Origin of the sequence: Bacillus sp. FSL K6-0993, assembly GCF_037977205.1 — a bacterium.
Taxonomy (GTDB): Bacteria; Bacillota; Bacilli; order Bacillales; family Bacillaceae; genus Bacillus; species Bacillus subtilis.
In genome coordinates this window covers 3,315,794-3,337,086 of record NZ_CP150275.1, presented here as the reverse complement: position 1 = coordinate 3,337,086, position 21,293 = coordinate 3,315,794, and the positions used below count along the sequence as shown (strand labels likewise).

Here is a 21,293-nt window from a genome sequence, read left to right as displayed (position 1 = left end):
TAAAAGAGCTGCCGATGATCATGCGGCAGCTCTTTTATTAAAGATCCAAATAAAGCCTTACCATATCGCGGCATTGAATCCCGTTTTCAAAAATGTCCTCATCATAATGTCTGACAAAGAAATCGTGGTCGATCGCCTGAAGGCGGAATCCGCATTTTTGATAGAGAGAAAGCTGATGAATGCTGGAATTCCCCGTGCCGATTTCAATCGTGTCCGCCCCCAGCTCCTTCGCTTTTTCGATGGCGTCAAGTACAAGCTGTTTGCCAAAGCCCTTCTTCTGAAGAGATTCTTTTACCGCAATATTTACAATTTCAACTGTTTGCGGCCTTGTTTTTAGCAATACATAAACACCTGCAAGCTCATCACCGGCCCAAGCTGTGTAACATTCTCCCCTCTCAAGATATTCATCTACAATGTCTTTCGATGGATCGGCGAGCAGCAATAGATCATATAATTCGTCATTTGTTTCTTTTCCTAATTCAATCCTGAGCTTTTGCATATTCGTACCACCTTTTTAGTCTGATAGACATTTAATTTTTTCATTCGTTCCCAATTTCATTCTGTTTTATTATAAAATATGAAAAGCAGTAAATGTTATCAAATTAGTAGAATAGGAGGAAAGTCATGTTTTTTTGTAAGAATTGCGGCGCCCAGAATAATGAAGGAGCCAAGTTTTGTAAACAATGCGGCACCCCGATCGGAGGGGGCAGCAAACAGGCAAATCAAGAAACAGCTAGCACTGCAGAAACAAGGCAGGTTCCGCGAAAACCGATCCCAAAGAAAACCATCATTTTATGGAGCAGCATTGCCGCAGCGTGCGTTATATTATTCGCCGCTTATAAAACAGGAGCGTATTTTACTTCAAAGGATAGGTTAGTCGACAAGTTTGAACAGGCCGTAAATGATGAGGATCAGGACCAAATCGCGACTCTCCTTACACCGGTAAATGACAATCTTAAACTCACTAAAAATAATGTAAAACCGTTTCTTACATATTTGAAGGATCATCCAGACAAAAAAGATGAACTTTTTGCATCGCTGCGTGATGAAACAGCCCAGAAGGATATCGTATATGCGGAAAAAGACGGGAAAAGCCTGCTGGTCTTTGACCATTATGACTTAAAGGTAGCACCTGTTTATTTTGAAGTGAGCAGCAATTATAAAAATACCGATCTATATGTCAATAAAGAGGAAGCCGGATCTGTAAAGAAAGCAGATCAAGCACAAACCCTTGGTCCGTACATTCCCGGCGAATATACAGTCTCAGCCAAACTGAAAAACGATGTCGTTGACCTTGTGAAAAAGGAAGACATTCAGGCGGTTGGCGATAGCAGCTTTCGTGTTGATCTCTCATTGGAAGCAGACGATGTGACATTCAGCTTAGCGGATGACATCAAGAGCGGGAAGGGAGATTTGCTGATTAACGGCAAGTCGATTCATAAAGACCCATTCAAATCCGTAACATACGGTCCGCTGCTGACAGATGGATCAATGACAGCTTCAGTCGAGGCAGAATTTCCGTGGGGAAAAACAAAAACTGCCGGCGTTCCGATCGATGATAAAGAAATGGAGTTAACGTTAATTCCTGATCAAGATACACAGGAACAGATTATGAACACAATTGTCAAAACAACAAAACAATACTCCAAAGCTCTATCTGATGGGAATACAGCCCAGATGACAGAGGCAAGTGCTAATTGGAAGGCGGAGACGAAGGACACCGTCGATTCTATGAAAAGTGCGGATTCATACTTAAAAGATAGATACTTGGAAACTGATTTTGACCTGGACACATTTGCCCTCTCTCAGAAAAACGACGGAACGTGGCAGGTATCGGTAACAGGAAAAGAACTTCACCAGTCTTCTTCGTATAACGACTATACAAAATCTGAAATGACTGACGACAGTCCGAGTTATGAATATCTTCTTTCATATAATAAAAAACAGAAAAAGTGGATTTTCGAAGATGCAGAATCAACATTCGAATCTGCAGGCACAAATATAAAGAAAATCAAAAATGATAAACCAGAGACATACATTTCCGCCTGGGCTGGCTCGAAAAACAAGGGCAGTGAAAGCTCTGCAAGCGGCAATGTTACAGATGAACAAGTGACATTATTTATGGGCAGTTATCTGCAAAGTCAGGCAGATGCCGTGAATCAAAATAATTTCTCACTGATGGAAGACAGCCTTGAAAAAGGCAGTTCCCTTTATTCCGACCAGCAGCATCTCGTGTCGAAATTAAATAAAGAGGGGACAACAGAAGACTTTAATAACTGTGAAGTGAAAAGCTGGAGCCAAAATGGGTCGGCTATCACGATTAAGACGTATGAAGAATTCTATATCACAAAATCAGGCGGCAGTCCAAAGCTCAGAACATATAACTGGACTTATACCGGCGTAGTGAAGAACGGAAGAATTTACTTAACGTCTATTCAATAAAACAACCCCATCACCAGCAGGTGATGGGGTTGTTTTTAAAAGAGCATATAACGGAAAATTTCTTTGACATAGTGTTCGATAATAAGCTGAAATGTAACGCAGATGATCAGATAAATCACAATCGTTGAGTAAATGACATCAATTTTCCCTTTATATGAATGCTGGTAACTGCTCAGCATCGCAGGAGGAATGGCGAAGAATGCACCGATTAAACCAACGGCTAATATGGTAAAGCAAATGTCTGTATGTAATAAAAAGAAGAAAAGGGCAAGAATCAAAATAGCCGTAAACGGTATGAGAAACGCTCCGAATCTTGAGAATGAATCCTTGAAAGATACTTGGTTTCCCGCGATTTTCAGGGCGAAAAAGATGAATGCATGCAGGCCAAATAGAAATAAAATAAAATAAATGGTTGGCTCTAAGAAGATTGCTGTAAAGCTTACGCTTCCGGGACCGTCTGAAAAAAGAATATAAAACATCAAAGGGGTCAGCAAACTAAAAAGAACCATCGTAATGATTGCGCTGATCAGCTGCTCTCCGCCTGTTGTTTTACATTCCTGATAAGGGCGTTTCAGGACGGATAAGACAAATGAACCGAACTGTTTTGCTGCTTGCTTTGCAGCGGCTCCGGTTTGAGCTGGATGCTGGTGGCCTGATTGACCGGGGAGCGGTGATCCGCATTTCTCACAAAAATTTCCGCCATCTGTTTGATGGCCGCATTGAGGACAATACATAAAATAACTCCTTTACATGTAATATAGGGAAAATAGACTAATAGTTTTATTATAAAAGAAAAAAGTTGTAAAGTAATCAATATTCATACAAAAAAAGACACGTGCCTGATAGCAGCTGTGTCTTTTTTATCTAGTTATTCATATATTTCTCAAATACATCCCCAAAATCCTTAATATGATACTGCGAACGAACGGATGTCAGCCAAGTGAATCCGAATTCGGTCAGCTCTTTATATTGCGTTTCAATATTGACGTGCTCAGGGCGGGTATGGTGAAGAATCGTCACTGCTTTATCTAAGCTTTGCTCCGCTTGATTGATTAAAATGTCATTTTCATAGGTTGTTTCAGCGATGCGAAGCAGTGCTTTATAAAGGTCTTTTAACTTTTCAATCTGGTCTTTGTGGACATCAATGTCGAATTGTTCACCACCCAGCTTGAACTTAATTTCAACATCCAAATCCACTTTTCCGGCAGTTTCAAGAAAAACGTCAGAGATTTTATATTGCGAATAAGGATAGCGTTTCAACGTTCGTTTTGAGGAAGTGGCGCGTTCGCCGTCTACATGGATCAGGGCCAGGTTCGTAAAGCAATACTCGTCTGCTTTTGTTTTAATCAAGAAATAAATTTTCTCATTATCTTCATGCATGACATAATCATCTGCGTCTGTTTTGTCATAGTCCTGAGGTTCGATAATTTTTCCGATATCAGATAAGCCCAAGGCATCTGCCGCAATTTTTTTGAACATCTGTATACGTCCTTCCTATTCAATTTGTCACTTCATTGTAGCATGGCGCGTTTCTGACAGGCTATAAAGGTTTACCGGGAAATCGCCTCCGGGTAAAAGGGTGGAGAATAATTCTATTTCCTGTGTAGAGACTATCAACAAGGAGGTATATGATGTTCTCATTCATCGTTCACGTCTTCATTTCTTTATTCGCAGTATCAAATCCGATCGGAAACGTACCGATATTTCTGACGCTGACAGAAGGCTATACTGCAGCGGAAAGAAAAGCGATTGCCCGGAAGGCAGCTATTTTATCCTTTTTTATTCTCGCGGCTTTTTTGGTTTTCGGCCATCTTATCTTTAAACTGTTTGATATCAACATTCACGCGCTCCGAGTGGCGGGCGGCATATTCATTTTCGGCATTGCCTATAATCTATTGAATGCGAAAGAATCACACGTGCAATCTCTTCACCATGATGAACATAAGGAAAGCAAGGAAAAAGCGGATATATCCGTCACACCTTTATCCATTCCGATCATTGCTGGGCCCGGAACGATTGCAACAGTGATGAGCCTTTCCGCCGGGCATAGCGGCATTGGTCATTATGTGGCTGTCATGATCGGCATAGTTGCCGTTATTGCCCTGACCTTTCTCTTTTTCCACTATTCTGCTTTTATCAGCAGCAAACTCGGAAAAACCGAGATGAATGTGATTACCAGACTGATGGGATTAATTTTAGCCGTGGTTGCGGTCGGGATGATTGGTGCCGGGCTGAAAGGCATGTTTCCGCTCTTAACCTCATGATGCAAAAAGCAGCTCTCTTATTTTAGAGAGCTGCTTTCTTTTGTTTTCGGCACATACCGAAAGACTTCCTCACTCTCAAAAAATTCAATCAACCTGCTCAGCCAATCATAGTAATGAAGCCATTCTTTTAATTCATTCAGCAGCTGATTGACTTTCTCTTCCGCTTCCGGGGTAAGCCCGTCCCTTTGTAAAAGATCACTCAGCTCCCGGTTTAATTTTTTATACAGCACTTTGTTTTTGCTCACGACCTTTGTCCAATTCGCCGCGAATAAAGAAATGAAGGTTTGATAATAATCCTGCTCGACGTCATAAAGGTCTTTTCGTACGCCTTTTTCAAACACCTTTTCGGCGATATTGGCATCGATCATTTCCCGGACAACCTGGCTCATCCGTGTTTTGCTCATGCCCGTTGCCTCAGAGAGCTCGCTTAAGGTCATTGGTTTTCGATTCATATAAATAATTCCGAGCACACGTCCGACAGTTGAAGGCATTCCAAACGTATGCATATTTTCGGCAATCTTCTCAATGAGATGCTCTTCAGCATGTTCAATGATGTCGAGAGCGGTTTTTTTCACAGCTGATCATCCCTTCAAATGGAAATTGATGGTGTCAATATATCATATTTCTTCCTGGTGTTGAAAATAGCTGAATGCTGAGGGAGTGGGAGGTATCCGGCGTAATTGTAAGAACACCCTTTCCGTCTCGGTCATAACAATAAATAATCTATAAATAACATATAATTTCAACACATTGTAAACTTTTTATTTTACAAAATTCAAACTATAATAAGGATTATACTTTTCAGAAAATTTAAAGGAAACCTGCGGAGGTGCACGGATTGCTGAAATTGGAACAAGTGTCAAAAGTATATAAAGGCGGCAAAAAAGCTGTGAACAGCATTGATTTAGATATTGCCAAAGGTGAATTTATCTGTTTTATCGGCCCGAGCGGCTGTGGAAAAACGACGACGATGAAGATGATCAACAGACTGATAGAACCATCGTCTGGAAGGATTTTTATCGACGGAGAAAATATTATGGAACAGGACCCGGTTGAGCTGAGAAGAAAAATCGGCTATGTGATTCAGCAGATTGGTTTGTTCCCCCATATGACCATCCAGCAGAACATCTCACTCGTACCAAAGCTGCTGAAATGGCCTGAGGAAAAACGGAAAGAACGGGCGCGCGAGCTGTTAAAGCTTGTGGATATGGGCCCAGAGTATTTAGACCGTTATCCGCATGAGCTCAGCGGCGGACAGCAGCAGAGAATCGGCGTGCTGCGCGCCCTGGCAGCGGAACCCCCTCTCATTTTAATGGATGAACCGTTCGGAGCGCTTGATCCGATTACGCGTGATTCCCTTCAGGAAGAATTCAAAAAACTGCAGAGAACCTTAAACAAAACGATTGTGTTTGTAACCCACGATATGGATGAAGCGATTAAGCTTGCTGACAGGATTGTGATATTAAAAGCGGGAGAAATCGTTCAAGTCGGCACACCTGATGAGATTCTTCGAAACCCGGCAAATGAGTTTGTTGAAGAATTTATCGGGAAAGAGCGCCTGATTCAGTCAAGACCGGATATCGAGCGGGTAGAGCAAATGATGAACAGAACGCCGGTGACGGTATCTGCGGACAAAACGCTTTCTCAGGCGATTCAGCTGATGAGAGAAAAACGTGTTGACTCGCTGCTCGTTGTGGACCGGCAAAACGTGCTGAAGGGCTATGTTGATGTGGAAATGATTGATCAAAACCGCAAAAAAGCGAGCATCGTTGGCGATGTATACCGTTCAGATATATATACCGTTCAAAAAGGGGCGCTTCTTCGCGATACAGTCCGAAAAATTTTGAAGCAGGGGATCAAGTATGTTCCGGTGGTCGATGAACAGAACCATTTAGCAGGGATTGTGACAAGAGCGAGCCTCGTTGATATCGTATACGATTCCATTTGGGGCGACGAGGAAAACCAGCTCATGACGATCTGACCAGGGGAGGAGCTCTTTTAAGATGAATCAAATGATGACTTTTTTGCAAACGAACGGCGGAGAGCTGTTGTATAAAACAGGAGAGCATTTATATATTTCACTCATAGCCGTTGTATTGGGCATTATCGTTGCAGTGCCGCTCGGCGTTGCTCTTACCAGAATGAAAAAAGGCGCAGGTGCGGTAATCGGTTTCGTAAACATTGTGCAAACCCTCCCGAGTCTGGCGATTTTAGCCTTTTTTATTCCGCTTCTCGGTGTAGGAAAAGTGCCTGCGATTGTCGCTTTATTTTTCTATTCGGTGCTGCCGATCCTGCGCAATACGTATACCGGCATTAAAGGTGTAAATAAAAACCTGCTGGAATCGGGGAAAGGGATTGGCATGACCGGCTGGGAGCAGATTCGGCTCGTTGAAATCCCGCTGGCGATTCCCATCATCATGGCGGGGATCCGCACATCAACGATCTACCTAATTGGCTGGGCGACACTTGCGTCGTTTATCGGGGGAGGCGGCCTCGGGGACTATATTTTTATCGGCCTGAACCTATACCAGCCTGAATATATCATTGGCGGTGCCGTGCCTGTCACAATTCTGGCAATTATTATTGATTATGTCCTGGCCGTGACAGAACGAAAGGTGACGCCGAAAGGCTTACAAGGGATGAAGGAAGTTTCGTAAGGAGTTGGCTCTGTTGAAAATGACAAAAATCAAATGGCTTGGCGCGTTTGCTCTCGTCTTTGTCATGCTGCTAGGCGGCTGCTCTCTGCCGGGTCTAGGCGGCGCTTCTGACGATACGATCAAAATCGGGGCGCAGAGCATGACAGAATCAGAAATTGTAGCGAATATGATCGCGCAGCTTATTGAACACGATACAGATTTGAATACCGCTTTAGTGAAAAACCTCGGCTCAAACTATGTTCAGCACCAAGCGATGCTGGGCGGTGACATTGATATTTCTGCCACGCGCTATTCCGGAACGGATTTAACGAGCACCCTCGGCAAGGAAGCGGAGAAAGATCCGAAAAAAGCGCTGAACATTGTGCAGAATGAGTTTCAAAAGCGTTTTTCCTATAAATGGTTTGATTCCTACGGCTTTGATAACACATATGCCTTCACCGTAACAAAAAAATTTGCGGAAAAGGAGCATATTAACACCGTGTCCGACCTGAAAAAAAATGCCTCCCAATATAAATTAGGCGTCGACAATGCTTGGCTGAAACGAAAAGGCGACGGGTACAAAGGCTTTGTCAGCACATATGGCTTTGAATTCGGCACAACTTATCCAATGCAGATCGGGCTTGTCTATGACGCAGTCAAAAACGGGAAAATGGACGCTGTTCTGGCTTATTCAACGGATGGACGGATTAAAGCCTATGACTTGAAAATCTTAAAAGATGATAAGCGTTTCTTTCCGCCGTATGACTGTTCACCGGTGATTCCGGAAAAGGTGCTTAAGGCGCATCCGGAGCTTGAGGGTGTGATCAATAAGCTGATTGGGCAAATCGACACGGAAACGATGCAGGAACTTAATTATGAAGTGGATGGCAAGCTGAAGGAGCCGTCTGTCGTAGCAAAGGAATTTTTAGAGAAACATCATTATTTTGACTAAGAAAAGAGGTGGATCATATGGAAGTACTACAGCAGCTTGGCACATACTATTCGCAAAACGGCGGTTATGTGCTGCAGGAGTTTTGCCGCCATTTTCTGATGTCGGTGTACGGCGTTTTATTTGCCGCCATTGTTGGAATTCCGCTCGGCATCCTGATAGCCAGATACAGAAGATTAAGCGGATGGGTTTTTGCGGTCACGAACGTCATTCAGACCATCCCGGCTCTCGCCATGCTCGCCGTGCTGATGCTTGTCATGGGGCTGGGCGCTAATACGGTGATATTGTCATTATTTCTGTATTCTCTTCTGCCGATTATCAGAAATACGTATACTGGGATTATCAGTATTGAGCACGCCTATCTTGAATCCGGAAAAGCAATGGGGATGACAAAATTTCAAGTGCTGCGGATGGTCGAGCTTCCGCTTGCGCTTTCGGTCATAATGGCCGGCCTGCGCACCGCGCTTGTCATTGCCATCGGCATTACGGCCATCGGGACATTTGTCGGTGCTGGCGGTCTCGGGGATATCATCGTCAGGGGATCAAACGCCACAAACGGAACCGCAATTATATTAGCGGGAGCGATCCCCACAGCTCTGATGGCGGTGATTGCCGATTTGGTCATGGGTTGGCTTGAACGAGCGTTAAGCCCGATTAAAAAGAGAAAGAAGAAAAACCTGGCAGGTGCCGCATAAGAAAAAACGCCTTGTAATGACAGGGCGTTTTTTATGGCTTCGGCACATATTTAAAAATCTCTTCACTCTCAAAAAACTCAATCAATCGCGCGAGCCAATTATAATAATCGAGCCATTCCTTTAATTCCTTCAGCAGTTCATTCACTTTTTCTTCCGCTTCGGGGGAAAGCTCCTCATCCAGGACGCTGAGCAGCTCCCGATTGAGTTTTTTATGCATCATTTTGTTTTTGCTGACGACTTTGCTCCAGGTGGCTGAAAACAGCGTGATAAATGTTTGATAGTAGTCCTGCTCAACCTCATATAAATCTTTTCGCACGCCTTTTTCGAACACCTTCTCGGCAATGTTGGCATCAAGCATTTCCCGCACTACCTGGCTCATGCGTGTTTTGCTCATGCCGGTGGCCTCAGATAATTCCGTAAGCGTCATCGGTTTTCGATTCATATAAATAATGCCCAGCACTCGTCCGACGGTAGAGGGCATTCCAAATGCATGCATGTTTTCCGCGATTCTTTCTATAAAATGGTCCTCGGCTTGTTCAATGATCGTTAACGGATCTTTCTCCAACGGTTTCATCCTTTCAGCTAACAATTCCGATGTCAATATACCACATTTTTGATACGGCGAAAATGCTGTCAAAAGAGAATTTGGCAGGAAATTGGAGCAATAAGGAGATCAACACACGTCAATGCGGGTAAATCAGCGTTTACACATACTTTATAAATAATATGAACAAATTGTAAACTTTTTATTTTATAAACTTTATTCTATAATGGGAAGCATTCAATTGTCTGAAAAATTAAATTTAAACTGAACAAATTGAATAAACTTAATTTTGGAGGTGCGATGTTTGCTGACATTAGAAAATGTCTCGAAAACATACAAGGGCGGCAAAAAAGCCGTGAACAACGTAAATCTTAAGATTGCAAAAGGCGAATTTATCTGCTTTATCGGGCCGAGCGGCTGCGGAAAAACGACAACAATGAAAATGATTAACCGATTAATTGAGCCTTCCGCCGGGAAGATTTTCATTGACGGCGAAAACATCATGGACCAGGATCCTGTAGAGCTCAGGCGCAAAATTGGCTATGTGATTCAGCAGATCGGCCTGTTTCCCCATATGACCATTCAGCAGAATATCTCACTCGTCCCAAAACTGCTGAAATGGCCGGAGCAGCAGCGGAAAGAGCGGGCGCGTGAGCTTTTAAAATTGGTCGATATGGGGCCAGAATATGTAGACCGTTACCCTCATGAATTAAGCGGGGGACAGCAGCAGCGAATTGGTGTATTACGGGCACTTGCCGCGGAGCCGCCGCTTATCTTAATGGATGAACCGTTTGGGGCACTCGACCCGATTACGAGGGATTCCCTCCAGGAAGAATTTAAAAAACTGCAAAAAACCTTACATAAAACCATCGTATTTGTTACCCACGATATGGATGAAGCGATTAAGCTGGCAGACCGGATTGTGATTTTAAAAGCGGGAGAAATCGTTCAAGTTGGAACGCCCGATGACATTTTAAGAAATCCGGCAGACGAATTTGTTGAGGAATTTATCGGCAAGGAGCGGCTGATTCAATCATCCAGCCCGGATGTTGAACGGGTTGACCAGATTATGAACACACAGCCTGTAACGATCACCGCGGATAAAACGCTTTCTGAGGCCATTCAGCTGATGAGGCAGGAACGGGTCGATTCATTGCTGGTCGTCGATGACGAGCACGTTCTGCAAGGCTATGTCGATGTTGAAATCATTGATCAATGCCGGAAAAAGGCCAATCTCATAGGTGAGGTTTTACATGAAGATATATACACAGTACTGGGCGGCACACTGCTGCGCGACACGGTCCGCAAAATTTTAAAACGGGGTGTCAAATATGTTCCCGTTGTGGATGAAGACCGACGCCTGATCGGAATTGTGACGAGGGCAAGTCTGGTCGACATCGTGTATGACTCCCTCTGGGGAGAAGAAAAGCAGCTCGCAGCATTGTCATAGGGAGGGGCGATAAGTCATGCATCATATTGTTCAATTTTTGCAAACCAATGGGGGCGAGCTTCTTTATAAAACATACGAGCATATTACGATATCGCTCATTGCTGTGATCTTAGGCGTGCTGGTTGCCGTCCCCCTCGGGGTTGTGCTTACCAGAATGAAAAAAGGAGCCGGCACCATTATCGGCATTGTCAATATCATTCAGACGCTGCCGAGTCTGGCCATCCTCGCTTTTTTTATCCCGCTCCTTGGTGTAGGAAAGGTTCCGGCCATTGTGGCTTTGTTTTTCTATTCCGTATTGCCGATTCTTCGCAACACGTATACCGGCATTCGCGGCGTCAACAAAAATCTGCTCGAGTCTGGTAAAGGAATCGGAATGACGCCGGCTGAACAAGTCCGCTTGGTGGAGCTGCCGCTTGCCGCGCCAGTGATCATGGCGGGAATCAGGACATCGACGATTTACTTAATCGGCTGGGCCACGCTTGCTTCCTTTATCGGAGGCGGCGGATTGGGGGATTACATTTTTATCGGACTGAATTTATATCAGCCAGAATATATCATCGGGGGCGCGGTACCTGTCACGTTATTGGCAATTGTGATTGATTATGTGCTGGCAGTTGCTGAACGAAAACTGACACCTGCCGGCATGCAGAGATTGAAGGAATTGTCATAAGGAGGCGGCTCATGAAAAGAAAATATCTCAAATTAATGATAGGTTTAGCACTTGCGGCAACGCTGACGCTGAGCGGCTGTTCGCTTCCTGGTCTCAGCGCTGCTGCAGACCAGACCATTAAAATCGGCGCGCAAAGCATGAGCGAATCAGAAATCATCGCCAGCATGCTTGGCCAGTTGATCGAACACCATACTGATCTCAAAACAACAACGATTAAAAATCTTGGCTCCAACGCGGTGCAGCAGCAGGCTTTAATGAATGGTGAAATCGACATTGCGGCCACAAGATATACGGGAGACGCGCTGACAGGCACGCTGAGAATGCAACCTGAAAAAGATCCGGACAAAGCGCTGGCGCTTACTCAGCGGGAGTTTAAAAAAAGATATGATTTAAAGTGGTATGACTCCTACGGGTTTGATAATACATATGCCTTTACAGTCAGCAAGGAGCTGGCCGACCAATACCATTTAGAGACCGTATCAGACGTTAAAAAATGGGCGCCGCAATTAAAGCTGGGCGTTGATAACTATTGGATGAAGCTCAAAGGAAACGGCTATCAGGATTTTACGAAAACCTACGGCATGACATTCGGCGGCACGTATCCAATGCAGATCGGCCTTGTGTACGACGCGGTGAAAAGCGGAAAAATGGACATTGTGCTTGCGTATTCAACCGATGGAAGAATCAAGTCCTATGGTCTCAAAATGCTAAAGGATGATAAACAATTTTTCCCGCCGTACGACTGCTCTCCTGTTGTTCCGGAAAAGGTGCTCAAAGAACATCCTGAGCTTGAAGGCATCATCAAGAAAATGCTCGGAAAAATCGACACAGCCACGATGCAGGAGCTTAACTATGAAGTCGACGGCAATCTCAAAGAACCGTCTGTCGTTGCCAAGGAATATTTAGAAAAACATCACTACTTCGAATCGTGAAAGGGGGAAGAGGTCAATGAACGTGTTTGAACAGTTAATGATGTATTACACGCAGAATGGCAGTTACGTCATGGATGAATTCGGCCGCCACTTTCTCATGTCGGCTTACGGCGTATTGTTTGCCGCTGTCGTCGGGGTTCCGGTCGGAATCCTCATCGCGCATTTTCGCCGTTTGTCAGCCTGGGTGTTTGCAGTAACAAACGTTATTCAAACAATCCCGGCACTCGCTATGCTGGCCGTCTTAATGCTTGTTATGGGGCTCGGCGCAAATACCGTGATTCTATCATTATTTCTGTATTCCCTGCTGCCGATTATTCGAAACACGTACACAGGCATTATCAGTATTGAGCATGCCTACTTAGAATCGGGAAAAGCAATGGGTATGACGAAATTCCAAGTGCTCAGAATGGTTGAGCTCCCGCTCGCACTTTCTGTCATTATGGCGGGCCTTCGCACGGCTCTCGTCATTGCCATCGGAATTACAGCGATTGGCACATTTGTTGGTGCCGGAGGCCTTGGGGACATGATTGTCCGCGGCTCAAACGCAACAAACGGAACTGCGATTATTCTAGCCGGAGCGATACCAACTGCGGTAATGGCGGTAGGGGCGGATTTGCTCATGGCCTGGCTGGAGCGGGCATTAAGTCCGGTGAAGAAAAAAAGAACCGGGGCGAAACACGTTCAATCAGCTGCATAGAATAGAAAAAGAGGCTGGACTCCAGCCTCTTTTTTCTATTTAAATCGTAAACTGACCCATCTTCTCATTAAGCTCCTTCGCCAGCTGCTCAAGCTCTTCAGCATTTTGAAGCACTTGATCCATCGAATGGGCGGATTGCTCGGTTATTGAAAATGTTTCTTCAATGCCGGCAGCCGACTCTTCGGATACAGAAGCGATATTTTCAATCGATTGATTGATGGTAATCGATTGGTTTGTTAACTGCTTCAGGCCATCCGTTACTTCCTTAATGCTGTCTGCAACGTGAGTGACGGATTGTTTGATATGCTGCATAGCCTGCCCGGTGTCTGTCAGGTTTTCCGTTCCTTTTTCGACTTCGGTAAAGCTGCTTTCCAAGTACGTAATGACAGTGTGGATATCCTGCTGTGTGCCGCCTACAATCCGGGTAATATCCTGAACGGAATCAGAAACGCCGTCAGCCAGCTTTCTGACCTCATCTGCCACAACGGCGAAGCCTTTACCGCTTTCTCCTGCGCGGGCAGCTTCAATCGCGGCGTTAAGGGACAGCAAATTCGTTTGCTCGGCAATTCCGTTGATGACCTGAACGAGCTTGTTGATATCCTGAGAATGCTGTTCCAGTGATCTCACTTTATGCACGGCTTCTTGAACAATATGATGGATGGTTTTCATTTGCTGTACTGACGTATCCATATTTTTGTTTCCGCTTACCGCGAGCTCGAGAACGTTTTGAGACGTATCGCTGATGGTGATGCCGTGATTATAGGCTTTATCAATGCTTTCGGTAAACTCATTCATCGATTCGGCAATCGTCACGGCGTCTTGGGCCTGCTGTTCAGAGCCCTCAGCCATTTCGTTCATCGTCTCGGTAATATGTTTGCTGCCGGATCTTGTTTCATTCGTTGCGGTTGCAAGCACCTGTGAAGAAGAAAGAACCCGGCTTGATATTTCTTTAGAATATGCGACAATATCTCTCAGATTCCCTACCATTTTTTGCAGCGCTTCATTCAGATCACCCAGCTCGTCTTTTGAGTTGAGCGGCTCCATATCGTTCGACAGATCGCCTTCGGCAATATGATTGGCAGATTCCTTCATGCGAATGATAGGCTTTACAATGTTTCGCGTGATATAAAGCCAGATGAAAATGCTGATGAGGATCGATGCTGCCACAAGCAAAGCAGTGTAAATGAGCCCTTTATGATAGACGGCCTTCGTTTCTTTTACCGCTGTGTTGCTGCCTTCTTGATTTAAGTCAACAAGCTGAGTGATTGTTTTTTTCATATCCTCAAAGCTGGCCTCAGTCTGAACCAATAAACCTCTTGCTTTGTCCATGTCATTTGTGCGGCCGCTTTCGATAATTTGCGCATGAATATCCATATAGGTGTTCACTTCAGTTTGAAGCTGCTCGAACAGTTTCTGCTCTTTATCATTGGAGATCGTTTTTTCGTAGTTATCGAGCTTTTGGTTAATGTCTTCAATGATCTGATTCATTTCTTGATCAAGTGTATCCATTTTGCTTTTGTCTGTGTAAATCAGAAAGTCCTTTTCTTTTGAAGACAGGTGCTCGGTTACATAATTAATCGATGTGATTTCTTTGATGCCGTCAATCCATTTCGTGTTGATTTCATCTGTTTTTTGAATGATATGCTGCATATTAAAAGCGCCTATTCCGCCTACAAGTAAATTGATCAGGATCAGTGTCAAAAATACCAGGCTGAATTTGCGGGAAATCGTCAGTCGCATATAAGTGGTCTCCTTTAAAAACGTAATGTGTGGATGTACTATATATCGGCTGAGAAATCGTTTTTTCACCTGGGAAAAAAATAAAAAACGGCTCTTTTCTCGTCTTTGAGATCAGAACCGTTTTAGCAATTAGTCAAGAAAGGAAGGGTCAATCCATTCAGTCGCCCATTTAGAAATCTCACCTAAAATGGGTGCTAGCGCCTTTCCTTTATCAGTCAATGAATATTCGATGCGTACCGGAGTTTCAGGGATGACATCCCGCTTCACTACTCCTTCAAGCTCAAGTTCTTTCAGCCGTTCTGACAGAACTCTGCCGCTTAGATTTGGAAGTGCTGCTTCAATTTCGCTAAATCGCTGAGACCCGTTCAAGAGCTGAAATACGATTAAAGCGACCCAGCGTTTACTTAAGATGTCGACTGCTTTTTCAAATCTAGGACACATTTCTGATTGGTTCATACTTTTCACCTCGTCTGTCACTATTATAACGCAAATAACGAGGGAGGGTATGCAAGCGTGATTGATAAAATATAGAAAGAGAAACATGGGATTATGAGGAAGAGTCGCGTTTTTTTGCTTCTGAAGACAAAAAATCGAAGTATTTGCTGAGATTTTCAATATCCTGCTTTGAGAGATGTTCCCATTTTTGACTATTGAAAATCGAGAGGTGCTCCGCTCCGCGAGTGACAGCCGTCTGGTAAATGTCATAAACGGATTGATAGCTTTCAGATGCTTCGCGGATTTCTTCAGGAAAGGCCTGAATATGACCTGCGGCGGCCATGAGGTTTTCGTACGGCACTTTCAGGACGGCTGCCAGTTTTTTAATCGTGGCGGGTTTTGGCGTCCCTCGTTTGCCGTTTTCAATTTTTGAAATGGTGGCCGAGCTGATGCCTGAGTACACCGCAAGCTGATTCACTGTCAGTTTGCGGGCGCGGCGCAGCTCCCGTAATTGCTGTCCGAACGGTGACATGGTCTATCGCCTCACATTTCTATCAAGAGTCAGTCATCAGCAGACCGTTTTTTGGCTTCGTCTGAAATAAACGAAAAATAATGATCCAGCATGAGCAAATCTTCTTTATTGAGATATTGCCACTTTTCGTTCTCAAGAAGCGCAAGGTTTTTCAGGTCATAGGCCTCCGCTTTTTCAAGCAGCTTGCACTTCGTTTCATAAGGGGCCCTGGCTTCATGCACTTCTTCGATGTAACCAGCCTTGTACATAAGCCCCTCATAAGGAATTTTTAAGGCCTCTGCCAGTTTTTTGATGGTAGCAGGTTTGGGAACGCCCCGTTTTCCGTTTTCGATTCTGGAGATGCCGGCTGCGCTTACGCCTGAATAAGTCGCCAGCTGGTTGACTGTTAACTTTCTCTCTTCACGCAATGCCCGTAATTGTTCGCCAAAGCTTTCCATATATCTCACCCCGTCCCTCACTGTTACTCATATTTTAGTATGTTTATTGACTAAAGGGAATAGGAAGACTGGAAATGTATTGACAAAAGTTAACATAAGCCGTAATGTAAAAGTATAGAAAAAAGTTATTCAGGAATGGAAGGTGAGGAAAGTGCCAGTAGAAAAGATACAGATTAGACGTGATTATGTCTTGCAGTATATGGTTAATAACGATTATTCCCTTAATCAGCTTGCGCTGGAAATCGGAGTCTCACCCGCCACACTGAGCCGCGTGCTGAATGGAGAAAGAAGGCCGGGGCAGCTTGTGATTGGTAAAATGCTTCACTATTTTAATTTGAAATTTGAGGATCTTTTTTACTATGATTTTGTTGACAAAAGTCAATGAGATAGAGAAAACGCAAGGAGATCCAAGCGTTTTCTATCTTGAATGATGTGTCAGCACAAACCCTGTCACCAGCTCATTGCACGTTTTCCATTGTTTTGTCGGCAATTGATGTCCCTGATATTCCAATCTGAAAAATTCGGCATGTCTGCACGCTCTTCGGTAATAGCCTGCGTTTGTAAAGGTCCAGTCCCGCAGGCCGCCATACATAAACAGCATTGGCATGTTTAGGCGGGGCAGCTGTTCAATGCAGTTGTAGCCAAGTGAATCCAGATAATACTGATGCCAATGTGCCTGATCTGCTTTTTTCATATGGTCTGTTAATATGCTGCGAAGCTGTCTGTCTTTTGTGTGGCTGCCAGCGAGGATTTTCATGAGCAAACCGGGGTTTTTTTCAAGCAGATATATTCCCAGTTTGTGCAGCTTCTGGCCGATTACGTTATGAACAGCGGGGTAGGCGCCGGACAGAATAAGGTGTGACACTTTGTCCGGGCGGGTGAAGCCGATATGCTGCGCGATTAAGCCTCCGGCAGAATACCCGAATAACACAGCTTTATCAATGTGCAAAGCGTCCATGAATTGCACGATCTCGTTTGCGTAATAGGAAATAGACGCTGGCTGATCGATGTGATCACTATCACCGTGGCCGCTTAAATCGGGAAAAATCACCCTGAAATGCTTGGATAGAAGGCGCTGATAATAAAAAACCTTGCGTCCCATGCCCGGCGGGTGGATAAAAATGATAGGGATTCCCTGTCCATATTCTTCATAAAAAAGATGTTTCCTGCTGTCTATGCTGATAAGCGGCATCGCTTTTCTCCTTTGACCTTTTCATATAAATAGGGTAACCAAGATAAAACGTCTTATCCGGCCTTTTGGCGTCTGATACAGCGTGACATGCCAACCCTTTTCATGTAAAATAGAAGTAATGTAGCCAGTGAGTCTGGAGGTGTATGGGATGCACGCAGTTTTGATTACCTTATTGGTTATCGTCAGCATTGCACTTATTATTGTCGTTTTGCTTCAATCCAGTAAAAGCGCCGGATTATCTGGTGCGATTTCAGGCGGAGCGGAGCAGCTCTTCGGGAAACAAAAAGCAAGAGGTCTTGATTTAATTTTGCACCGCATTACGGTAGTGCTGGCAGTCTTGTTTTTCGTGTTAACGATTGCGCTTGCTTATATCCTATAGGGCAATGTTTGTATAAGGTCTGATGTGAAGTCAGGCCTTTTTCACGTTTCTTGATGATATTCAAAACGTTTTTTTCTGATTAAACTGTGGAAAACTAAAATGATCGTGCAGATAGAAAGGGAGACATGAGCATGAAAGTTGTGACACCAAAACCATTTACATTTAAAGGCGGAGACAAAGCGGTGCTTTTGCTGCATGGCTTTACAGGAAATACAGCGGATGTAAGGATGCTGGGACGATATTTGAATGAACGCGGCTATACGTGCCACGCGCCTCAATATGAAGGACATGGCGTCCCGCCTGAAGAACTTGTACATACGGGGCCCGAAGACTGGTGGAAAAACGTAATGGATGGCTATGAATACTTAAAATCTGAAGGCTATGAGAGCATTGCTGCCTGCGGACTGTCGCTTGGCGGGGTTTTTTCGCTGAAATTGGGTTACACTGTACCCATAAAGGGAATTGTCCCAATGTGCGCACCGATGCATATTAAGAGTGAAGAGGTCATGTATCAAGGCGTTCTTTCATACGCTCGCAATTACAAAAAGTTTGAGGGGAAAAGCCCTGAGCAAATTGAAGAGGAAATGAAAGAATTCGAAAAAACGCCGATGAATACCCTCAAGGCGCTGCAAGACTTAATTGCTGATGTGCGGAATAATGTCGATATGATTTATTCACCGACATTTGTGGTGCAGGCCCGTCATGACCACATGATTAATACCGAAAGCGCCAATATTATTTACAACGAAGTGGAAACTGATGATAAACAGCTGAAATGGTACGAGGAATCAGGGCATGTCATTACACTCGACAAAGAACGTGACCTCGTCCATCAGGATGTGTATGAATTTTTAGAGAAGCTCGATTGGTAATCTACAGGAGGTCGGATAATGGAAAAAGAAGCATTTATGGAAAAGCTTCTCTCGTTTATGAAGGAAGAGGCGTACAAACCTCTGACCGTTCAGGAACTTGAGGAGATGTTAAATATTACGGAAGCCGAGGAGTTTAAAGAGCTCGTCAAAGCGTTAGTCGCCTTGGAAGAAAAAGGGCTTATCGTACGGACGAGAAGCGACCGCTACGGCATTCCGGAGAAGATGAATTTAATAAAAGGAAAGATTTCAGCCCATGCGAAAGGATTCGCCTTTTTGCTGCCTGAGGATACGTCGTTAAGTGATGTGTTTATTCCGCCTAATGAGCTGAATACGGCAATGAACGGCGATATCGTCATGGTGCGTCTGAACTCACAGTCAAGCGGCTCCAGGCAGGAAGGAACCGTCATACGGATTTTAGAAAGAGCGATTCAGCGGGTTGTCGGCACGTATACAGAAACGAGAAACTTCGGCTTTGTCATTCCGGACGACAAAAAAATCACGAGTGACATCTTCATTCCGAAAAATGGGAAAAATGGAGCTGCGGAAGGGCATAAGGTTGTTGTCAAGCTGACGAGCTATCCTGAAGGCCGCATGAACGCAGAGGGTGAGGTTGAAACCATTCTCGGCCACAAAAACGACCCGGGCATTGATATTTTATCGGTCATTCATAAGCACGGCCTGCCGGGAGAATTTCCAGCTGACGCGATGGAACAGGCATCAAGTACGCCTGACACTATCGATGAAAAAGATCTGAAAGACCGCCGTGATCTCCGTGACCAGGTGATTGTCACCATTGATGGTGCGGATGCGAAGGATTTGGATGATGCAGTTACCGTGACGAAGCTTGATGATGGAAGCTACAAGCTTGGCGTTCACATAGCTGATGTCAGCCATTACGTAACCGAAAACTCGCCGATTGACAAAGAAGCGCTTGAAAGAGGGACAAGTGTGTATCTGGTTGACCGTGTCATCCCGATGATTCCGCACAGATTGTCAAACGGCATCTGCTCCTTAAATCCAAAGGTTGACCGCCTGACGCTTTCTTGTGAAATGACAATTAACAGTCAGGGACAGGTGACAGAGCACGAGATCTTCCAAAGTGTCATCAAAACAACGGAAAGAATGACATATTCAGATGTGAATAAAATTCTTGTTGACGATGATGAAGAGCTGAAGCAAAAATACGAGCCTCTTGTTCCGATGTTCAAAGACATGGAGCGCCTGGCTCAAATTCTTCGCGATAAGCGGATGGACCGCGGCGCCGTTGACTTTGATTTTAAAGAAGCAAAGGTGCTTGTTGATGACGAAGGAGCGGTTAAAGACGTTGTGATCAGAGAACGCTCTGTCGCCGAGAAGCTGATTGAAGAATTTATGCTTGTGGCAAACGAAACAGTGGCGGAGCATTTCCATTGGATGAATGTCCCGTTTATATACCGGATTCACGAAGAGCCGAATGCTGAAAAGCTGCAAAAGTTTTTAGAATTTGTGACGACTTTTGGCTATGTGGTGAAAGGAACGGCGGGGAATATTCATCCGCGCGCGCTGCAAAGCATTCTGGACGCTGTGCGTGACAGACCAGAGGAAACGGTTATATCTACTGTTATGCTCCGTTCGATGAAACAGGCGAAATACGACCCGCAAAGCTTGGGGCACTTCGGTCTGTCAACGGAATTCTATACGCATTTCACATCGCCGATCCGCCGTTACCCGGACTTAATCGTTCACCGTCTGATCAGAACGTATTTGATCAACGGCAAAGTCGATGAAGCGACACAGGAAAAGTGGGCTGAACGCCTGCCGGATATCGCCGAACATACATCATCTATGGAGCGCCGTGCAGTTGACGCCGAGCGTGAGACGGATGATCTGAAAAAAGCGGAATACATGCTTGATAAAATCGGTGAAGAGTTTGACGGCATGATCAGCTCTGTGACAAACTTCGGAATGTTCGTCGAGCTGCCGAATACAATTGAAGGACTCGTCCATGTCAGCTTTATGACAGATGACTACTACCGCTTTGACGAACAGCATTTCGCAATGATTGGCGAGCGGACAGGCAACGTCTTCCGCATCGGGGATGAAATCACAGTCAAGGTTGTCGATGTCAATAAAGATGAGCGCAATATCGACTTTGAAATTGTCGGCATGAAGGGCACTCCGCGGCGTCCGAGAGAATTGGACAGCAGCCGGAGCAGAAAACGCGGAAAGCCTGCCAGAAAACGTGTTCAAAGCACCAATACACCTGTTTCTCCAGCTCCGTCTGAGGAAAAAGGGGAGTGGTTCACTAAGCCGAAGAAGAAAAAGAAAAAACGCGGCTTCCAGAATGCTCCGAAACAGAAACGGAAAAAGAAGAAATAGCAGCTCAACCAGCAAATAGGGCCGCAGCGCTCTATTTGCTTTCTTTCGGAAACAGCTTTTCATTGTAGC

General features: G+C 44.7%; 24 protein-coding genes. 14 read left to right on the top strand and 10 right to left on the bottom strand.

Going from position 1 to position 21,293, the window contains the following annotated elements:
- Positions 1-37 precede the first annotated feature (37 nt).
- Positions 38-499: a GNAT family N-acetyltransferase gene (locus MHH79_RS17400; protein ID WP_015384661.1), complete on the bottom strand. Its 462-nt coding sequence runs from the start codon at positions 497-499 to the stop codon at positions 38-40.
- A 125-nt stretch (positions 500-624) separates the two neighbouring features.
- Between MHH79_RS17400 and MHH79_RS17395 the strand changes: the two genes are divergently transcribed.
- Positions 625-2,442: a zinc ribbon domain-containing protein gene (locus MHH79_RS17395; RefSeq protein WP_340034760.1), complete on the top strand. Its 1,818-nt coding sequence runs from the start codon at positions 625-627 to the stop codon at positions 2,440-2,442.
- Between the two features lie 35 nt (positions 2,443-2,477).
- Here MHH79_RS17395 and MHH79_RS17390 read toward each other — a convergent pair whose 3' ends face one another.
- Both MHH79_RS17390 and MHH79_RS17385 read right to left on the bottom strand, forming a co-directional pair.
- Positions 2,478-3,176, bottom strand: a complete 699-nt coding sequence (locus MHH79_RS17390) for a zinc ribbon domain-containing protein (protein ID WP_047183198.1) — start codon at positions 3,174-3,176, stop codon at positions 2,478-2,480.
- 130 nt (positions 3,177-3,306) lie between these two features.
- The gene (locus tag MHH79_RS17385) at positions 3,307-3,921 is read right to left on the bottom strand and encodes a PH domain-containing protein (protein ID WP_003228342.1); all 615 of its coding nucleotides are present in this window, start codon (positions 3,919-3,921) and stop codon (positions 3,307-3,309) included.
- Positions 3,922-4,070: 149 nt separating this feature from the next.
- Between MHH79_RS17385 and MHH79_RS17380 the strand changes: the two genes are divergently transcribed.
- Complete coding sequence (locus MHH79_RS17380; protein ID WP_340034759.1) at positions 4,071-4,706, top strand: NAAT family transporter; 636 nt, start codon at positions 4,071-4,073, stop codon at positions 4,704-4,706.
- 17 nt (positions 4,707-4,723) lie between these two features.
- Here MHH79_RS17380 and opcR read toward each other — a convergent pair whose 3' ends face one another.
- Complete coding sequence (gene opcR, locus MHH79_RS17375) at positions 4,724-5,281, bottom strand: opuC operon transcriptional regulator OpcR (protein WP_003228345.1); 558 nt, start codon at positions 5,279-5,281, stop codon at positions 4,724-4,726.
- A 263-nt stretch (positions 5,282-5,544) separates the two neighbouring features.
- On the opposite strand from opcR, the gene opuCA reads away from it, so the two are divergent.
- From opuCA to opuCD, 4 genes are read left to right on the top strand one after another with little or no spacing between them, the layout of a single operon-like run.
- Complete coding sequence (gene opuCA, locus MHH79_RS17370; protein ID WP_003243370.1) at positions 5,545-6,687, top strand: osmoprotectant ABC transporter ATP-binding protein OpuCA; 1,143 nt, start codon at positions 5,545-5,547, stop codon at positions 6,685-6,687.
- 22 nt (positions 6,688-6,709) lie between these two features.
- Positions 6,710-7,363 carry a glycine betaine/carnitine/choline/choline sulfate ABC transporter permease OpuCB gene (gene opuCB, locus MHH79_RS17365; RefSeq protein ID WP_003228349.1) on the top strand — a complete coding sequence of 218 codons (654 nt, stop codon included), beginning with the start codon at positions 6,710-6,712 and terminating at the stop codon, positions 7,361-7,363.
- 19 nt (positions 7,364-7,382) lie between these two features.
- Positions 7,383-8,294, top strand: a complete 912-nt coding sequence (gene opuCC, locus MHH79_RS17360; RefSeq protein ID WP_015384655.1) for an osmoprotectant ABC transporter substrate-binding lipoprotein OpuCC — start codon at positions 7,383-7,385, stop codon at positions 8,292-8,294.
- Positions 8,295-8,311: 17 nt separating this feature from the next.
- On the top strand, positions 8,312-8,986 hold the full coding sequence (opuCD, locus tag MHH79_RS17355; protein WP_015483698.1) for a glycine betaine/carnitine/choline/choline sulfate ABC transporter permease OpuCD: 675 nt from the start codon (positions 8,312-8,314) through the stop codon (positions 8,984-8,986).
- A gap of 31 nt (positions 8,987-9,017) precedes the next feature.
- On the opposite strand, the gene MHH79_RS17350 is transcribed toward opuCD, so the two are convergent.
- Complete coding sequence (locus tag MHH79_RS17350; protein WP_063334666.1) at positions 9,018-9,551, bottom strand: GbsR/MarR family transcriptional regulator; 534 nt, start codon at positions 9,549-9,551, stop codon at positions 9,018-9,020.
- 283 nt (positions 9,552-9,834) lie between these two features.
- On the opposite strand from MHH79_RS17350, the gene opuBA reads away from it, so the two are divergent.
- Genes opuBA through opuBD form a run of 4 tightly spaced genes read left to right on the top strand, consistent with a single transcriptional unit; the run spans position 9,835 to position 13,279 of the window.
- A complete protein-coding gene (opuBA, locus tag MHH79_RS17345; protein WP_014480909.1) occupies positions 9,835-10,980 on the top strand; it encodes a choline ABC transporter ATP-binding protein OpuBA in 1,146 nt (381 codons plus the stop codon).
- 16 nt (positions 10,981-10,996) lie between these two features.
- Positions 10,997-11,650: a choline ABC transporter permease OpuBB gene (gene opuBB / locus MHH79_RS17340; RefSeq protein ID WP_063334664.1), complete on the top strand. Its 654-nt coding sequence runs from the start codon at positions 10,997-10,999 to the stop codon at positions 11,648-11,650.
- 11 nt (positions 11,651-11,661) lie between these two features.
- Positions 11,662-12,582 carry a choline ABC transporter substrate-binding lipoprotein OpuBC gene (opuBC, locus tag MHH79_RS17335; RefSeq protein WP_100505825.1) on the top strand — a complete coding sequence of 307 codons (921 nt, stop codon included), beginning with the start codon at positions 11,662-11,664 and terminating at the stop codon, positions 12,580-12,582.
- Between the two features lie 16 nt (positions 12,583-12,598).
- Positions 12,599-13,279, top strand: coding sequence for a choline ABC transporter permease OpuBD (opuBD, locus tag MHH79_RS17330; RefSeq protein WP_047183186.1), 681 nt, complete (start codon positions 12,599-12,601; stop codon positions 13,277-13,279).
- Positions 13,280-13,318: 39 nt separating this feature from the next.
- Here opuBD and MHH79_RS17325 read toward each other — a convergent pair whose 3' ends face one another.
- From MHH79_RS17325 to rghR, 4 genes are all read right to left on the bottom strand, one after another.
- Complete coding sequence (locus tag MHH79_RS17325; protein WP_063334662.1) at positions 13,319-15,019, bottom strand: methyl-accepting chemotaxis protein; 1,701 nt, start codon at positions 15,017-15,019, stop codon at positions 13,319-13,321.
- 129 nt (positions 15,020-15,148) lie between these two features.
- Positions 15,149-15,475 carry a catDE operon transcriptional regulator CatR gene (gene catR / locus MHH79_RS17320; RefSeq protein WP_003242888.1) on the bottom strand — a complete coding sequence of 109 codons (327 nt, stop codon included), beginning with the start codon at positions 15,473-15,475 and terminating at the stop codon, positions 15,149-15,151.
- Positions 15,476-15,566: 91 nt separating this feature from the next.
- Complete coding sequence (locus MHH79_RS17315) at positions 15,567-15,986, bottom strand: helix-turn-helix transcriptional regulator (protein WP_046340265.1); 420 nt, start codon at positions 15,984-15,986, stop codon at positions 15,567-15,569.
- 29 nt (positions 15,987-16,015) lie between these two features.
- Positions 16,016-16,423 (bottom strand): transcriptional repressor RghR, encoded by a 408-nt coding sequence (gene rghR, locus MHH79_RS17310; RefSeq protein ID WP_003220034.1) that lies wholly within the window; start codon positions 16,421-16,423, stop codon positions 16,016-16,018.
- A 151-nt stretch (positions 16,424-16,574) separates the two neighbouring features.
- Here rghR and MHH79_RS17305 point away from each other — a divergent pair, with 151 nt between their 5' ends.
- Positions 16,575-16,808 carry a helix-turn-helix transcriptional regulator gene (locus MHH79_RS17305; protein WP_009968172.1) on the top strand — a complete coding sequence of 78 codons (234 nt, stop codon included), beginning with the start codon at positions 16,575-16,577 and terminating at the stop codon, positions 16,806-16,808.
- A gap of 33 nt (positions 16,809-16,841) precedes the next feature.
- Here the strand turns inward: MHH79_RS17305 and MHH79_RS17300 are convergent, their stop codons facing one another.
- Complete coding sequence (locus tag MHH79_RS17300; protein WP_015384645.1) at positions 16,842-17,615, bottom strand: alpha/beta hydrolase; 774 nt, start codon at positions 17,613-17,615, stop codon at positions 16,842-16,844.
- A gap of 148 nt (positions 17,616-17,763) precedes the next feature.
- Between MHH79_RS17300 and secG the strand changes: the two genes are divergently transcribed.
- The 3 genes from secG (at position 17,764) to rnr (ending at position 21,224) form a co-directional block, all read left to right on the top strand.
- Complete coding sequence (gene secG, locus MHH79_RS17295) at positions 17,764-17,994, top strand: preprotein translocase subunit SecG (protein ID WP_003220028.1); 231 nt, start codon at positions 17,764-17,766, stop codon at positions 17,992-17,994.
- Positions 17,995-18,125: 131 nt separating this feature from the next.
- Positions 18,126-18,866, top strand: coding sequence for a carboxylesterase (locus MHH79_RS17290; protein WP_003242610.1), 741 nt, complete (start codon positions 18,126-18,128; stop codon positions 18,864-18,866).
- A gap of 18 nt (positions 18,867-18,884) precedes the next feature.
- Positions 18,885-21,224: a ribonuclease R gene (gene rnr / locus MHH79_RS17285; protein WP_003228386.1), complete on the top strand. Its 2,340-nt coding sequence runs from the start codon at positions 18,885-18,887 to the stop codon at positions 21,222-21,224.
- Positions 21,225-21,293: the final 69 nt, after the last annotated feature.

Bases quoted from the DNA above. Each gene is read 5' to 3' on its own strand.
- MHH79_RS17400 (WP_015384661.1), bottom strand. From the start codon at position 499: ATGCAAAAGCTCAGGATTGAATTAGGAAAAGAAACAAATGACGAATTA.
- MHH79_RS17395 (WP_340034760.1), top strand. From the start codon at position 625: ATGTTTTTTTGTAAGAATTGCGGCGCCCAGAATAATGAAGGAGCCAAG.
- MHH79_RS17390 (WP_047183198.1), bottom strand. From the start codon at position 3,176: ATGTATTGTCCTCAATGCGGCCATCAAACAGATGGCGGAAATTTTTGT.
- MHH79_RS17385 (WP_003228342.1), bottom strand. From the start codon at position 3,921: ATGTTCAAAAAAATTGCGGCAGATGCCTTGGGCTTATCTGATATCGGA.
- MHH79_RS17380 (WP_340034759.1), top strand. From the start codon at position 4,071: ATGATGTTCTCATTCATCGTTCACGTCTTCATTTCTTTATTCGCAGTA.
- opuCB (WP_003228349.1), top strand. From the start codon at position 6,710: ATGAATCAAATGATGACTTTTTTGCAAACGAACGGCGGAGAGCTGTTG.
- opuCC (WP_015384655.1), top strand. From the start codon at position 7,383: ATGACAAAAATCAAATGGCTTGGCGCGTTTGCTCTCGTCTTTGTCATG.
- opuCD (WP_015483698.1), top strand. From the start codon at position 8,312: ATGGAAGTACTACAGCAGCTTGGCACATACTATTCGCAAAACGGCGGT.
- opuBB (WP_063334664.1), top strand. From the start codon at position 10,997: ATGCATCATATTGTTCAATTTTTGCAAACCAATGGGGGCGAGCTTCTT.
- opuBC (WP_100505825.1), top strand. From the start codon at position 11,662: ATGAAAAGAAAATATCTCAAATTAATGATAGGTTTAGCACTTGCGGCA.
- opuBD (WP_047183186.1), top strand. From the start codon at position 12,599: ATGAACGTGTTTGAACAGTTAATGATGTATTACACGCAGAATGGCAGT.
- MHH79_RS17325 (WP_063334662.1), bottom strand. From the start codon at position 15,019: ATGCGACTGACGATTTCCCGCAAATTCAGCCTGGTATTTTTGACACTG.
- catR (WP_003242888.1), bottom strand. From the start codon at position 15,475: ATGAACCAATCAGAAATGTGTCCTAGATTTGAAAAAGCAGTCGACATC.
- MHH79_RS17315 (WP_046340265.1), bottom strand. From the start codon at position 15,986: ATGTCACCGTTCGGACAGCAATTACGGGAGCTGCGCCGCGCCCGCAAA.
- rghR (WP_003220034.1), bottom strand. From the start codon at position 16,423: ATGGAAAGCTTTGGCGAACAATTACGGGCATTGCGTGAAGAGAGAAAG.
- MHH79_RS17300 (WP_015384645.1), bottom strand. From the start codon at position 17,615: ATGCCGCTTATCAGCATAGACAGCAGGAAACATCTTTTTTATGAAGAA.
- secG (WP_003220028.1), top strand. From the start codon at position 17,764: ATGCACGCAGTTTTGATTACCTTATTGGTTATCGTCAGCATTGCACTT.
- MHH79_RS17290 (WP_003242610.1), top strand. From the start codon at position 18,126: ATGAAAGTTGTGACACCAAAACCATTTACATTTAAAGGCGGAGACAAA.
- rnr (WP_003228386.1), top strand. From the start codon at position 18,885: ATGGAAAAAGAAGCATTTATGGAAAAGCTTCTCTCGTTTATGAAGGAA.